Origin of the sequence: Streptomyces sp. NRRL WC-3626 (genome assembly GCF_000718785.1) — a bacterium.
GTDB lineage: Bacteria > Actinomycetota > Actinomycetes > Streptomycetales > Streptomycetaceae > Streptomyces > Streptomyces edwardsiae.
This window is the reverse complement of the sequence record NZ_JOCA01000006.1, coordinates 172,120-184,149: the sequence shown is the minus strand read 5'-3', so window position 1 is coordinate 184,149 and position 12,030 is coordinate 172,120. Positions and strand designations below refer to the sequence as shown.

14 protein-coding genes and 1 tRNA gene are annotated in these 12,030 nt (G+C 72.1%); 7 read left to right on the top strand and 8 right to left on the bottom strand.

Translation table 11 applies throughout. The annotated features are described in order from the left end of the window. The first annotated feature begins 209 nt into the window (after positions 1 to 209). From IF28_RS0111510 to IF28_RS0111500, 3 genes are all read left to right on the top strand, one after another. A tRNA-Arg gene (locus IF28_RS0111510) sits at positions 210 to 285 on the top strand. A 592-nt stretch (positions 286 to 877) separates the two neighbouring features. Then, positions 878 to 2,266: a glutamate decarboxylase gene (locus IF28_RS0111505; protein ID WP_030217480.1), complete on the top strand. Its 1,389-nt coding sequence runs from the start codon at positions 878 to 880 to the stop codon at positions 2,264 to 2,266. Between the two features lie 151 nt (positions 2,267 to 2,417). Next, positions 2,418 to 3,341, top strand: a complete 924-nt coding sequence (locus IF28_RS0111500; protein WP_030217472.1) for an alpha/beta fold hydrolase — start codon at positions 2,418 to 2,420, stop codon at positions 3,339 to 3,341. Between the two features lie 69 nt (positions 3,342 to 3,410). Here IF28_RS0111500 and IF28_RS0111495 read toward each other — a convergent pair whose 3' ends face one another. From IF28_RS0111495 to IF28_RS0111480, 4 genes are all read right to left on the bottom strand, one after another. Next, positions 3,411 to 3,647 carry a hypothetical protein gene (locus IF28_RS0111495; RefSeq protein ID WP_051713714.1) on the bottom strand — a complete coding sequence of 79 codons (237 nt, stop codon included), beginning with the start codon at positions 3,645 to 3,647 and terminating at the stop codon, positions 3,411 to 3,413. A 141-nt stretch (positions 3,648 to 3,788) separates the two neighbouring features. After that, complete coding sequence (locus IF28_RS0111490; protein WP_030217466.1) at positions 3,789 to 4,055, bottom strand: hypothetical protein; 267 nt, start codon at positions 4,053 to 4,055, stop codon at positions 3,789 to 3,791. A 201-nt stretch (positions 4,056 to 4,256) separates the two neighbouring features. Further along, positions 4,257 to 4,526: a hypothetical protein gene (locus IF28_RS0111485; protein ID WP_037893006.1), complete on the bottom strand. Its 270-nt coding sequence runs from the start codon at positions 4,524 to 4,526 to the stop codon at positions 4,257 to 4,259. A 110-nt stretch (positions 4,527 to 4,636) separates the two neighbouring features. Further along, the gene (locus tag IF28_RS0111480) at positions 4,637 to 4,897 is read right to left on the bottom strand and encodes a hypothetical protein (protein WP_030217464.1); all 261 of its coding nucleotides are present in this window, start codon (positions 4,895 to 4,897) and stop codon (positions 4,637 to 4,639) included. Positions 4,898 to 5,218: 321 nt separating this feature from the next. On the opposite strand from IF28_RS0111480, the gene IF28_RS0111475 reads away from it, so the two are divergent. Beyond that, positions 5,219 to 5,458 carry a chaplin gene (locus IF28_RS0111475; protein ID WP_030217463.1) on the top strand — a complete coding sequence of 80 codons (240 nt, stop codon included), beginning with the start codon at positions 5,219 to 5,221 and terminating at the stop codon, positions 5,456 to 5,458. Between the two features lie 72 nt (positions 5,459 to 5,530). Here the strand turns inward: IF28_RS0111475 and IF28_RS0111470 are convergent, their stop codons facing one another. The 4 genes from IF28_RS0111470 to IF28_RS36305 all read right to left on the bottom strand — a co-directional run bounded on the left by IF28_RS0111470 (position 5,531) and on the right by IF28_RS36305 (position 7,938). Continuing rightward, the gene (locus IF28_RS0111470) at positions 5,531 to 6,397 is read right to left on the bottom strand and encodes a tyrosinase family protein (protein ID WP_030217458.1); all 867 of its coding nucleotides are present in this window, start codon (positions 6,395 to 6,397) and stop codon (positions 5,531 to 5,533) included. Beyond that, positions 6,381 to 6,767, bottom strand: coding sequence for a tyrosinase family oxidase copper chaperone (locus tag IF28_RS0111465; RefSeq protein ID WP_051713713.1), 387 nt, complete (start codon positions 6,765 to 6,767; stop codon positions 6,381 to 6,383). Before IF28_RS0111465 ends, IF28_RS0111470 begins: the two co-directional genes overlap by 17 nt. A 95-nt stretch (positions 6,768 to 6,862) precedes the next feature. Then, positions 6,863 to 7,132, bottom strand: a complete 270-nt coding sequence (locus IF28_RS0111460) for a hypothetical protein (RefSeq protein WP_030217439.1) — start codon at positions 7,130 to 7,132, stop codon at positions 6,863 to 6,865. A 125-nt stretch (positions 7,133 to 7,257) separates the two neighbouring features. Beyond that, complete coding sequence (locus IF28_RS36305; protein WP_037893004.1) at positions 7,258 to 7,938, bottom strand: hypothetical protein; 681 nt, start codon at positions 7,936 to 7,938, stop codon at positions 7,258 to 7,260. A gap of 315 nt (positions 7,939 to 8,253) precedes the next feature. Between IF28_RS36305 and IF28_RS0111450 the strand changes: the two genes are divergently transcribed. Genes IF28_RS0111450 through IF28_RS0111440 form a run of 3 tightly spaced genes read left to right on the top strand, consistent with a single transcriptional unit; the run spans position 8,254 to position 12,025 of the window. After that, the gene (locus IF28_RS0111450; RefSeq protein WP_030217434.1) at positions 8,254 to 9,339 is read left to right on the top strand and encodes a hypothetical protein; all 1,086 of its coding nucleotides are present in this window, start codon (positions 8,254 to 8,256) and stop codon (positions 9,337 to 9,339) included. 44 nt (positions 9,340 to 9,383) lie between these two features. Then, positions 9,384 to 10,616: a glycosyltransferase family 4 protein gene (locus IF28_RS0111445; RefSeq protein WP_037893090.1), complete on the top strand. Its 1,233-nt coding sequence runs from the start codon at positions 9,384 to 9,386 to the stop codon at positions 10,614 to 10,616. Next, positions 10,613 to 12,025 (top strand): exopolysaccharide biosynthesis polyprenyl glycosylphosphotransferase, encoded by a 1,413-nt coding sequence (locus IF28_RS0111440; protein WP_030217429.1) that lies wholly within the window; start codon positions 10,613 to 10,615, stop codon positions 12,023 to 12,025. Before IF28_RS0111445 ends, IF28_RS0111440 begins: the two co-directional genes overlap by 4 nt. Positions 12,026 to 12,030: the final 5 nt, after the last annotated feature.

Below are 12,030 nucleotides of genomic sequence, written 5' to 3'. Positions count from 1 at the left end.
TAACGAGTGCACAACACCCGGTGCGCGAGAGGCCAAAAGCGGTGCACGATTCGTACCTGCCTGCGATTATCAGGACCGCTTCACCGAACCTCCACATCGAGCCACGGAGGAGCGGCAACAGGGGCAAGGACGCGGGAGCCCTATCCTTGTCTCCGGCACCGTCAGGGACAGCCCGCACCCGGGCACCACGACGACAGGCCACCACACCGGCCCCCGTAGCTCAGTGGATAGAGCAGGCGCCTTCTAAGCGCTTGGCCGCAGGTTCGAGTCCTGCCGGGGGCGCCATCAGCCAGAACGCCGCGGAGGGGATCCCTCCCTCCAGAGCAGGCCGTGTCGTTCACGTCACAACCGGCGCACGCCGTGGCGTCGGCTCGGCTGTCCGGCCTTCGGCCACTGGTCACGCTCGGCGGGGCCCCACTCACGCATGATCGGGCCCGCCCGATCGGGGGCGTTCGCAGAACGGCAGGAGACCCCCGGCGGAGAAGCACGAGGCGCCGGTGAGGGTGGTCCACGGCCTCCTGGCGTTCGCCGAGGCGGTCCCGGTCCCGCGTCCGGTTCCACGGAGGACCCGGAACCGCCCCCGCCGCTCGCGCCCGGGCTCCGGCGGGAGTCGCCTCGCGCTTCACTCATGTCACCTTCCGCGTCACTGGGCGCATGGGACACCTGGCTTGTGCGCTCATGCGGGCATCTCGCCAGGACAACCCCGCGCGTACCAGCCAATTGGAGCTCCCCCTTCACGGGCCCGGCAACCGGAGCGACTGCGGGCCGGCCTCCGGGCCGGAGCCCGTCCCCGAGTGGAGTACGCCCGCTGTCCGGTGCGGCCGGCCGCCCGTAGCGTCCGAGACGGAGACAACAGACGACGCGAGAGGGGCCGGCGGTGGCTCTGCACAACGCCCGGGAGACGACCGCGGATCCGGCGGCCGACGTCTTCACGTCGCCCATCAGCGAGAAGCCCCTGCCCAAGCGGGCGATGCCGGAGTTTCCGGCGCCCCCGCACGTGGTCCACCAACTGCTGCGCAACGAGCTCCTGCTCGACGGCAACGCGGCCCAGAACCTCGCCACGTTCTGCACCACCTGGACCGACGACCAGGTCCGCGACCTCATGGACCTGTGCCTGGACAAGAACATCGTCGACAAGGACGAGTACCCGCAGACCGCGGAGATCGAGGCCCGGTGCGTCAACATCCTCGCCTCCCTGTGGCATGCCCCCGTCGGCTCCGACGACGCCGAGCCCGCCGTGGGATGCTCCACCACCGGCTCCAGCGAGGCCGCCATGCTCTGCGGCCTCGCCCTGAAGTGGCGCTGGCGCGACCGCCGGCGCGCGGCCTCCCGGCCCGCCGACCGGCCGAACCTGGTGTGCGGGCCGGTGCAGGTGTGCTGGGAGAAGTTCGCCCGCTACTTCGACGTGGAGCTGCGCCAGGTCCCGGTGGAACCGGGCGCCACCGGCCTGCAGGCACACCAACTGCGGCAGTACGTCGACGAGAACACCATCGGCGTCGTGGCGATCCTCGGGGTGACCTACACCTGCACCTATGAGCCGGTGGCGGAGATCGCGGCCGAACTCGACCGCCTGCAGGCGGAGACCGGTCTGGACGTGCCGCTGCACATCGACGCGGCCTCCGGCGGTTTCATCGCCCCCTTCCTCCACCCGGACCTGGTTTGGGACTTCCGGCTGCCCCGGGTCGCCTCGATCAACGCCTCCGGCCACAAGTACGGCATGGCCCCGCTCGGCGTCGGCTGGGCCCTGTGGCGCGACAAGGCAGCCCTGCCGGACGACCTGGTCTTCCACGTCGACTACCTCGGCGGCGACATGCCCACCCTCGCCCTGAACTTCTCCCGCCCCGGCGGCCAGGTCGTCGCCCAGTACTTCATGTTCCTGCGCCTGGGCCGGGAGGGATACCGGCGCGTCCACCAGGCCTGCGCCGACACCGCGCAGCACCTCGGCCGGCAGGTCGCCGGCATGGGCCCGTTCACCCTGCTCTACGACGGCACCGGCGCACTGCCCGCCGCCTCCTGGACCCTGACCGACCCCGCCTCGACCGGCTGGAGCCTGTACGACCTGTCCGACCAGCTCCGCATGCGCGGCTGGCAGGTCCCCTCCTACCCGCTCCCTCCGGACCGCCAGGAGACCGTGATCCAGCGCGCCCTCGTACGGCACGGCGTCGACCGCGACGAGATCGAGCTCCTCGCCCAGGACATGCGCAGAGCGATCAAGCACCTCACCGAGGGGCGCCCCCACTCCGCCCGCGTCGGCTTCCACCACTGACCACACCGGGGATCCCCGCCGAGGAGGCGACCGCGCAGGCCGTGCACAGGTGCTCCCGGATCGCCCACATTGGAGTGATTACGCCATATTTGCAAGGCTTCTGGTAATCATGGAGCGGTTCGCCGTCGTTCCGCCTTTTCCGGAGCCGCTCATGCGCAGTGCCCTCACCGCCGCCCAGGATTCCGTGGAGGAGCGGGGCCTCACGTTCGAGGGATTCGGGTACGCGTGCCGGATCGTTCACCAGAGCGCGCCGCGGACCGCGCCGTTGCTGCTGCTCGGGGGTTCGTCGCAGGACCGGTACTCCTGGCAGAGCCACGAGAAGTGGCTGGCTCCGCTGTGCACGCTGATCACCGTGGACCTTCCCGGCTACGGCAGCTCGGACTTCCTGCCGGCCCGGTACGACATCGGCTTCCTGGCCGACGCCGTCCAGCACATGCTGACGGAGATCGGCGTGCCGGAGGTGAATCTGTTCGGCGGCTGCTTCGGGGAGGTCGTCGGTCTGCGGTTCGCGCAGCGCCATCCGGCGTCCGTCCGGCGGATCGTCTTCGCGGCCGCGGCGAGCCGGCTTCCCGACCCGTACACCGACGCCGTACCGCGCCTCGCGCAGACGCTGGAGCGGGGCGACATCGAGGGAGCCGCCGACGGGCTCGTACAGCTGTTCATGTCGAATCCGGAGGCCGGCCGGGTGCGCAGGCACGCGGCCGTGGCGCGGCTGCTGCAGCGGCAGTTCCTGACCCAGACGCCGGAGGAGATCAGGAAGGCCGTCGAGCACAACACCAGGCTGGTGACGCACGGCTGTTACGAGCCGCTGCCGGTCCCCGAGGTGCCGACGCTGGTGTTCACCGGGGAGTACGACACCCTGTGCACGCCCCAGATGGGCCGGGAGCTCGCCGCGGCGATGCCGGGGGCCCTGTTCACCACGGTCAGGGAGGCGGACCATCTGGTGACGGTCGAGCGCCGTGAGGAGTCCGCGGACCTGATCGCCCGCTTCTGCACCGACCGCCCCGTCCACGGCCTGCCGTACTGCCACGCCGTCGAGACGCCGCGTGCCGCGTCCGCCGCCGCCCCGGTATGACGTCGGTCGTGAGGAAGGGCCGGAACCCGTCGGCGGGTTCCGGCCCTTCCTCACGACCGACGCGACGCGTCAGGACTCCTCGCCGCCGAGCAGGGCGCCGGCCCCCTCCTCGACCAGGTGGAGCTTCCCGGCCTTGCCGCCGCTGACGTGGTCCTCGCGCACATCCTCGCAGCGCACATGCCCCCGGCCGTCGTTGGCGCACTTCGTGGGGTTCTCGACGGCGGCGGCCTGGACGACGCCGAGGCCCATCAGGGCGACGCTCCCCAGAAGGCCCGCCATCACTGTGATCTTCTTCGACTTGAACATCTGCTCATTCCTCGACGCTCGGCCCGCCGCGGCTGTACGGCGGCGCCGTTACGGTTGCCTCAACGGCCAACGAAACGGGCAGGCCCGGGACCGATCGGCTACGACCGGACCCCGGGACCTGCCCACATCACCGGAAGGTGATCAGTCGCCCAGCGAGAAGTTGCTGGCGCACTGCACGCTGTTGGTCTCCTTGTTCTCGGCGTTGCCGAGGCCGAGGATGCCGACCGCGAGGTTGATGTCGTCGATGGCGATCAGCGACTGGACCGAGTTGTCCTGGGCGCAGGTCGTCTTCTGGCTGTTGTTGAGCTCCACCGACGGGTCGTCGCTGGCGTGGCCGACGCCGGCGCCCAGGAAGCCGACGCTGCCGAGCATGGCCATCACGACAGCGGCCTTCTGGTACTTGCGCATTACTTCTCCATTCTCGATGTGACGCGATCCTGGACGGACCGGTCGGTGACAGTCGCCAAACCTAAGGCGACTTTTGCGGCAATTGATAGCGAAACGCCGATTGGCATTCAGATGGCAGAAAAAGACACTTCGCACTGCTGTCGCGAATTCACACAATCGGCCCGGTGGGGAGATCGTCGAATAACGCCGACGCGCGTCACGTCAGGACTTCCCGCCGCGGGCGTCGTACGAGTTGGTGCAGGTGAGCTGCCCCTTGCCGGAGCAGGTCTGCGACGCCTCGTTGCCGACGCGGACCTTTCCGCTCTCCTCGGTGATCCGGTACTCGCTCACCTGGACACAGCGCACATGCCCCTGCTCGTCCTTGGTGCAGTTACCGGGGTTGTCGGCGCCGACGGCCTGGGCGGCACCGAGGCCGATCACCGCGAGGCTTCCCAGCAGGCCCGCCGCAGCGATCTTCTTCAACTGGAACATCAACCTTTTTCCCTTGACGGTCATGGAATGGCAGGAGGCCGGGCAGGCCCGGGGTCCGTGGCGCATCGGCTCGGACCCCGGAACCCGCCCGGGTCACCTCACGCGACTGCTCAGCCGAGGTTCGACGAGCAAGCCACCGCGTTGACCTCGGAGTTCTCGGCGTTGCCGAGGCCCAGGATGGCGCCCACACCGGCGTTGACGTCGTCGATCGAGATCAGCGACTGGACCGAGTTGTCCTGGGCACAGGTCGTGGTCTGCTCGCTGTTGAGCTCGAAGCCCGGGCCTTCACCGGCGTAGCTGACGCCGGCGCCAAGGAAGCCAACGCTGCCGAGCATGGCCGCGACAACGGCAGCCTTCTGGAACTTACGCATTACCTCTCCGTTTCTCGTTTATGTCGACACAAGCCGTTATGGCCCGTTTACCGACAGTCATGACTATAGGTGATGGTTTGCAACCCTTCGCAACTGAAATGCCCAATCGCGTAGGTTTTCTGTGAAGACGCAGGTCAGCGGCTTGTCAGGGCGCCTCAGATGGCCGAATGCCAGGCGTCGACGGGGTCCGCGTGCGGCCCGGATACGGGCCAAAGTGTGATCCCTGGACATTTGGCGTGACTCAGGGCGATGCGGCGCGTTGAGCGGGGAGTACGGCCGCTAGTGAGGGGCCGTGTTACCTGACCTAGTAAGGAGAACGTGATGTCTCGCATCGCGAAGGCGGCCACCCTGGCTCTCGGCACGGGTGCCGTCGTGATCAGCGGCGCCGGTATGGCTTCGGCGCACTCCGGCGCGGAGGGTGCCGCGGTCCACTCGCCCGGCGTCGTGTCGGGCAATGTGGTCCAGGTTCCGGTCCACGCGCCGATCAACGTGTGCGGCAACACCGTGAACGTGATCGGCTTCCTCAACCCCGCCGTCGGCAACTACTGCGTCAACAAGTAGGGCCTCGCGCGCGAAGAGCCCCGGCCGCCTCGGGCGCCGGGGCTTTCGCGTGTCCGCGTGCCGTCCCGCGTGTTACGCGTAGCGGTAGACGGCGCCGACGTCCTCCAGTTCCTGCGGGGTCACGTCCCACGGCGGGAGCTTCTCCCGGCGCGACACGATCCGGCCGTGCTGCTCGTCACCGGGGCCCGGCGCGGTCGCGGGCAGATAGCGGGCGCCGCGGTGCCGGCGCTGCCAGCGGTACCACTGCAGGTCGACGAAGGCGTGGTGCAGCCAGAAGGCGGGGTCGTTGACGGAGGCGGCGCCGAGCATGGCCCCGCCGACCCAGCGGTGCACCCGGTTGTGGTTGCGCCACGAGGCGCTGCCCCGCCCGGTCCCCCAGCCCTCCAGCCTGTTGCGGAAGCCCCGGGTGACCGTCGAGTCCCAGGGCGCCACGTCGTACTCCGGTTCCTTCAGCGCCTGTTCCAGGTCACTCTTCGTCGGCAGGGCGATCGGGTCGGCGCGGCGGCCCAGGTCGCGGGTGAGGAACTCCCCCTCGGTCACGCCGGTCCGGATGGTCCAGTTGCCCTCGCGGTACGCGAACGGGCCCGTGGTCACCCGGAGATCGGAACGGCGGCCGTCGCCGCCGAGGAGGTCCGCCGTCCACGGCGCGGAGCGGGCCGAGCGGTCGCGGGTCCAGTCCCAGTACGGCAGGGTCACCGACGGGTCGATCCGGCGCAGGGCTTCCTCCAGGTCGAGCAGGAACCTGCGGTGCCAGGGCAGGAAGGAGGGCGCCATGTGCGCGGTGCGCAGCCCCCGTTCGCCGTCGGAGGCGTAGTACGCGAGGTGCGTGCGGACGAACTCGTCGTATTCGCCGCGTCGTTTGACCTCCAGCAGCGCGTTCACGAACCGGCGTTTCTCGTCCGCCGTGAGGGTGGCGGCGTCCTTACGCACGTACGCCATGGCCGCCTCCCCTGAGCTGTTCGCCGGGGGCGAGGGCGTCCACGGCGGCGCGGGCGGCGTCGAGCGGGGCCGGGTACGAGCAGTAGTGGTCGACCATGCTCAGCCAGGTGCCGTCGGCGCGGCGCATCAGGTGCAGGGGGCGGCCGTCGAGGGTGACGTACCAGTGGCCGTCCGCGTCGCGCGTGCCCCGGATGCGGCGGCCCCGGTGGACGCGGTCGAAGGACGCGCCGTCGTCCGCTGCCGGCCGGGGCGTGCGAAAGGCCGTGAGCAGCGGTGTCAGGGCGGCGGCGAGTGCGCCGCGTGCCATCACGTCCCGCCGTGTTCTGCCGTTCCGCGGTGCTTTCGGGGATCTCTGGATGCCGGTGGCCATCGGTCACGCTCCCTTGTCCGTACGGTTTTTCCGTACCGGCAAACGACGACCGGCCCCCGGTGGAAACTGGGGGCCGGTCGTCGCAGGGCGTGAGGTCAGGCGTGCAGCCCCAGGTCGCCGTGGACCGGCTTGGCGTCGTTCACCACGGCGGCCGCCTCCTTCGTCGTGTCGAGCACCGTGGCGCCGTCGGTGCCGGCCGACTCGGACTCGCTGAGCGGCATCAGCTCGAAGGGGACCGCGGTGCGCAGGCCGGTGTCGAGTCCGGTGGACGCCAGTTCGGTGGACTCCTGGGCATACGCCGGCGCGGCGGCAGCGGCGGCGATCAGGGTTCCGGCGAGGACGGCGGCAGCCTTCAGGGACTTCATCGTGTTCCTTTCTTCGGCAACGCGGGGGGCGGTCGCCGGAGGGGAATTCTGTCGCCGTGCCTAACGATGCCCGGCCGAAGCGGAAACCGTGAAGACGAAGATTGCCAAGTCCTCATATGAGAGTTCTACGAGGACGGCACCAAAACGGAGGTGAGCGCCGGCAGCGTGACGCCCGGGAGCAGTGGCGTCCGCGCGGGTTCGGCGGCGGGGGCGGTGGCCGGGGCGGGCAGGGTCGACGCCTGGGTTCCGGTGCCGAGCAGCGCGGCGACGAGATCGTGCGCCCGGGCCACCAACTCGTCGACGACGGAGGGCGCCTGGGGGGCGGTGGCGGTGTCCGTGGTGGTCTCCGGAGCCGTGTCCGTCTCCGTCTCCGTCCCGGTCGCCGTCGCGGATTCGGGCCGGAGCAGGGCGAGGAGGCCGTCGAGGACCTCGCGCAGGGCGGTTGCCTCCTCGCTGGTGAGGTCGGCCTCGGTGAGGGACGTGTCGTTCGTCGTCACCGAGGACGACTCGGTCGTCGTCGCCGGGTCGTCGGCGGCCGGCTCCGCCAGGGCGGCGCGCGCCGCGTCGCCCAGTCTGCGGGCCTCCTCGGCGGGCAGCCGGCCGTCGTCCGCCTCGATGACGGCGTTCAGCAGGTCGACGACCGGGGTGAGTCCGTGCTCGCGCGCGTCGACGGTCCTGACCTGGGCGAACGGCTCGGTCGGCGTGGGGCGGGTGTCGGCCGCCATGGCGGCGGGGCCGGTGACCCCGGCGAGGAGGGCGGCGCACAGTGCGCCGAGTGCGATGCGCCGGGCAGGCAGAGCGCGCATGGGGATTCCTTTCGAGGGCTTCCACGGATCTTGAAGCCCACCGTGGAAGTGCCCGTGCGGCCCCGCAACCGGGGCTGCGCCATCCGGCTTGCCGCCCGTCACCCGACCGCACGTCCAGCCCGGCGGGGCGGTGGGCCGGGCGCTCTCGACTTCACGATTCCAACACACTTGCCACCTTTCATCGAATTTCGGGGAGTTTGTCCGTTTGGTGACTAGAGTTGCGAGTCTCCGAAGCACTCCCTTGGGCGGACGACGCATCGCACTCGTCCCCGCTGCCTGCCACCGCCGCCCTGTTTCCGAAAGGCTCCGACGGTCATGCGCCAATCCCTGGGTCAGCTGCTTCGCCGTGCGGCGGTGGGCGTCCTCTCCCTCGCCGTGGTGTGGGCACCCTGCGGCTCCGCGAACGCGGCGCCGGCCGCGCCCGCCCCCGAGGCGGACGGTCTCCCCTTCGCCCAGCGCTACCACGCGCTCCAGCACGGCGGCATCGTGCGGGCGGCCAACGCCTCCGCCACCTGCCGTACGACGGCGTCCTCGTGCCGTGACGCACGGGCCGGCGCGAACGCGGCGAACGGCGACTTCGACATGACGTACATCGATGTCGACCGCGACCCGAACACCTACAACTCCTCCCGCGCGGAGGTCGCTCTGCCCGCCGGCTCCCGGGTGACGTACGCCCGGCTGTACTGGGGCGGCAACCTGCTCGCCGGTGAGCAGAAGCCGTGGCAGGACAACGGGCGCGTGCTGATCGCCGAACCCGGCGGGGAGTACAAGGAACTGCTCGCCGACACGCTGGTCGGACACCGCGTGGCGGACGGCGCGGACGCCTTCCAGGCCTCGGCGGACGTGACGGAGCTGGTGCGGGACAGCGCGCCGGGGCTGTACACGGTGGCGCAGGTCAATGTGGCCATGGGCAGGTCGGCCGCCGGGACCTGGGGCGGCTGGACGCTGGTGGTGGCGTACGAGAACGCGGCGGAGCCGCTGCGGCACCTCGCGCTCTGGGACGGTTTCGCCCCGCTGGGCGGCCGCTCGGGCGTGGAGATGCCGCTGCGGAACCTGCCGTTCGCGGCGGGCGCCGGGGGCCGGGCCGGTCTGGTGGCGTACAACGGCGACCGGGGCACCGACGGCGACTCGCTCGTCCTGACCGCCGACGAGTCCGCCCCCGCCGCGCTGGCCGACCGGGCCAACCCGTCCGACGACGTCCTCAACTCCACCATCACCGACGCCGGCACCGCCCCCGCGCGGGTGCCGTCGTACGCCAACACCCTCGGCTACGACTCCGACGTGTTCGACCTCTCGGGAGGTCTGCCGCGCGCCGGTGACCGGGCGGTCCTGCGGCTCACGTCCCAGCGGGACGCGGCCTGGGCGGGCGTGCTCTTCGCCGCCGTCGACGCCCGGCGGTGAACACGCCGAGTTCGTTCGTGAGCGCCGAGGCCGCGGTGGTGGACATGCCGTCCCCCGTCCACCGGCCCCGGGTCCTGCATCTGACCCAGCCGGTGGACGGCGGGGTCGCCCGCGTCGTGACGGACCTGGTCCGGGCGCAGCTCGCGGACGGCCTGGACGTCACGGCGATCTGCCCGGAGAGCGCGCTCACCGGCCGGCTCCGGTCGCTGGGCGCGCAGGTACGGTCCTGGAGCGCCACGCGTTCGCCGGGCCCCTCGCTCGCGCGTGAGGTACGGCAGCTGGCCCGGCTGATCGACGAGGTCCGCCCCGACGTGGTGCACGCGCACAGCGCGAAGGCCGGGCTCGCCGGACGGCTCGCGGTGCGCGGCCGCGTCCCCACCGTGTTCCAGCCGCACGCCTGGTCGTTCGAGGCGGTCGGCGGCGGCACGGCGGCCCTGGCGCTGCGCTGGGAGCGGTGGGCGGCGCGCTGGGCCGCGCGGGTGGTGTGTGTGAGCGAGGCCGAACGCGCCACCGGCGTGCACGCCGGCATCACCGGCCGCTGGACCGTCGTCCCCAACGGCATCGACCCCGACCGTTTCCGTCCGGCGCCCGCCGGTCCCGTACGGGGCGGGCTCGCGCAGCTGGCCGGGCTCCCCGCGCAGACTCCGCTCGCGGTCTGTGTGGGGCGGCTGTGCCGGCAGAAGGGGCAGGACGTCCTGCTGCGCGCCTGGGCCGCCGTACGGCAACAGGTGCCCGGCGCCCGGCTGGTGCTGGTGGGCGACGGCCCCGACCGGGACCGGCTGCGGGCGGCCGCCCCCTCGTCGGTGCTGTTCGTGGGGGCCGTCGCCGACGCCGCCCCCTGGTACCGGGCCGCCGATGTCGTCGTCCTGCCGTCCCGCTGGGAGGGCATGGCGCTCGCCCCGCTGGAGGCGATGGCGTGCGGGCGGCCCGTGGTCGTCACGGACGTCGACGGCGCCCGCGAGAGTCTGCCGCGTTCCTTCGCCGCCCCCTGTGTGGTGCCGCCGGAGGACCCGGGGGCCCTGGCGGGCGCCGTCGGCGCGCTGCTGCTCGATCCGGCGCTGCGCACGTCCCTCGGCGAGCGGGGCCGCCGCCATGTGCTGACCCTCCACGACGTACGGCACACCGCGCGGGCGGTCGCCGACGTCTACCACGACCTGCTCGGCACCCGGCACGCCGCTCCCGGCGCGCGCCCGGGCCGGACGGGCGAAGACGCCGGGGCCGGCCGGACGACACCGCCCGTCGAGCCATCCGAGCACAGGGAGTCCATCCACTCGTGACCGCCGAACGTACCGTGCCCTCCCCCGGCGTATCGCCGCGGGAGCACGGATTCTTCCCGCCCGTCTCCGTCCTGCCCCCGCGCGGCACCGGTCTGCGGCTGCCGTCGGTACCGCCCCGGCCCGCCGCACGGCTGCCGCTGCTCGTAGCGGACGGCGCCGCCGTGCTGCCGGCCGCACTGCTCCTCCTCGGTGACCGGCGTCTGCCTCTGCTCCTCGTCCTGCTGGCCGGGCTGTCGCTGCTGCTGCGCCCGCGCGACGCGCGGCCCGCCGGGGCGCTGGACGAACTGCCCGCCGTGTGCGGCCGTGTCGTGCTGGTCTGGCTGGTCGGCGCGGCGCTGTGGGCCGCGTACCGGCCGGAGTCGGCGCTGTCCCTCACCACCGTGCTGGCCGGATCCGCCGTGCAGACGGCGGCGGCGTGCGTACTGCGCGCGGTCGTGCACGGGCGACGGCGGGCGGCGCTGCGGCGCCGCCCGCGGGCCGCGCTCGTCGTCGGCCCGGCCGCGACCGCGCAGCGCGTGGCCGCCGCCGTGCTGCGCCATCCGCGCTGCGGGGTGCGGCCGGTGGGGATCGTCGCCGACCGGCCGGACGGCGTCGAGGCCGTTCCGGTGCTGCGTACGGACGAGGAGGTCGAGCGGGCCGTCGTCCAGAACGGGGTGCGGGCCGTGCTCGCCGTCCATCCGTCGGTACGGGCCGAACAGGAGCCGCTGCTGCGGGCGCTGGCCGGGTCGGGCTGCACGGTGTGGGAGGTCGACGCCGAACCGGCGCCGTACCCGACGCGGGAGCGGCTGGCGGGGTTCTCGTGCCGCCGGCTGGACTTCGCCCCGGCGCGCGGCGGCGGCTTCGGCAAGCGGACGCTCGACGTCCTGGTCTCGGGGACGCTGCTGCTGCTGGTCGCCCCGCTGCTGCTGGTGTGCGCGGTCACGCTGCGGCTGGCCGACGGGCCGGGGGTGGTGTTCCGGCAGGAGCGCATCGGCCGCGGCGGGCGGCCGTTCACGCTGCTGAAGTTCCGCACGTACCGCCCGGCGGACGAGCACGAGTCGGCGACCCGGTGGAGCGTCGCGGGCGAGCACGAGATGCGCTGGTTCTGCCGCATGCTGCGGCGCACCTCGCTGGACGAACTGCTCCAGCTGTGGAACGTGCTCCGCGGCGACATGAGCCTCGTCGGCCCCCGGCCCGAACGGCCGTACTTCGTGACCCGGTTCAGCGAGACGTACCCCGGCTATGCGGCCCGGCACCGGATGCGTACCGGCATCACCGGGCTCGCGCAGATCCACGGGCTGCGCGGCGACACCTCGATCGAGGACCGCTGCCGCTTCGACAACGCCTACATCGACGACTGGTCGCTGTGGCGGGACCTCTGCATCCTGCTGCGCACGGCGGCCACGCTGGTCCGTCCGACGGGGAGCTGACGTCT

Excerpts from the sequence above, each read along its gene's own strand:
- IF28_RS0111470 (WP_030217458.1), bottom strand. The coding sequence starts at position 6,397 with ATGGCGTACGTGCGTAAGGACGCCGCCACCCTCACGGCGGACGAGAAA.
- IF28_RS0111485 (WP_037893006.1), bottom strand. The coding sequence starts at position 4,526 with ATGTTCCAGTTGAAGAAGATCGCTGCGGCGGGCCTGCTGGGAAGCCTC.
- IF28_RS0111500 (WP_030217472.1), top strand. The coding sequence starts at position 2,418 with ATGCGCAGTGCCCTCACCGCCGCCCAGGATTCCGTGGAGGAGCGGGGC.
- IF28_RS0111475 (WP_030217463.1), top strand. The coding sequence starts at position 5,219 with ATGTCTCGCATCGCGAAGGCGGCCACCCTGGCTCTCGGCACGGGTGCC.
- IF28_RS0111480 (WP_030217464.1), bottom strand. The coding sequence starts at position 4,897 with ATGCGTAAGTTCCAGAAGGCTGCCGTTGTCGCGGCCATGCTCGGCAGC.
- IF28_RS36305 (WP_037893004.1), bottom strand. The coding sequence starts at position 7,938 with ATGCGCGCTCTGCCTGCCCGGCGCATCGCACTCGGCGCACTGTGCGCC.
- IF28_RS0111495 (WP_051713714.1), bottom strand. The coding sequence starts at position 3,647 with ATGTTCAAGTCGAAGAAGATCACAGTGATGGCGGGCCTTCTGGGGAGC.
- IF28_RS0111460 (WP_030217439.1), bottom strand. The coding sequence starts at position 7,132 with ATGAAGTCCCTGAAGGCTGCCGCCGTCCTCGCCGGAACCCTGATCGCC.
- IF28_RS0111490 (WP_030217466.1), bottom strand. The coding sequence starts at position 4,055 with ATGCGCAAGTACCAGAAGGCCGCTGTCGTGATGGCCATGCTCGGCAGC.
- IF28_RS0111465 (WP_051713713.1), bottom strand. The coding sequence starts at position 6,767 with ATGGCCACCGGCATCCAGAGATCCCCGAAAGCACCGCGGAACGGCAGA.
- IF28_RS0111445 (WP_037893090.1), top strand. The coding sequence starts at position 9,384 with ATGCCGTCCCCCGTCCACCGGCCCCGGGTCCTGCATCTGACCCAGCCG.
- IF28_RS0111450 (WP_030217434.1), top strand. The coding sequence starts at position 8,254 with ATGCGCCAATCCCTGGGTCAGCTGCTTCGCCGTGCGGCGGTGGGCGTC.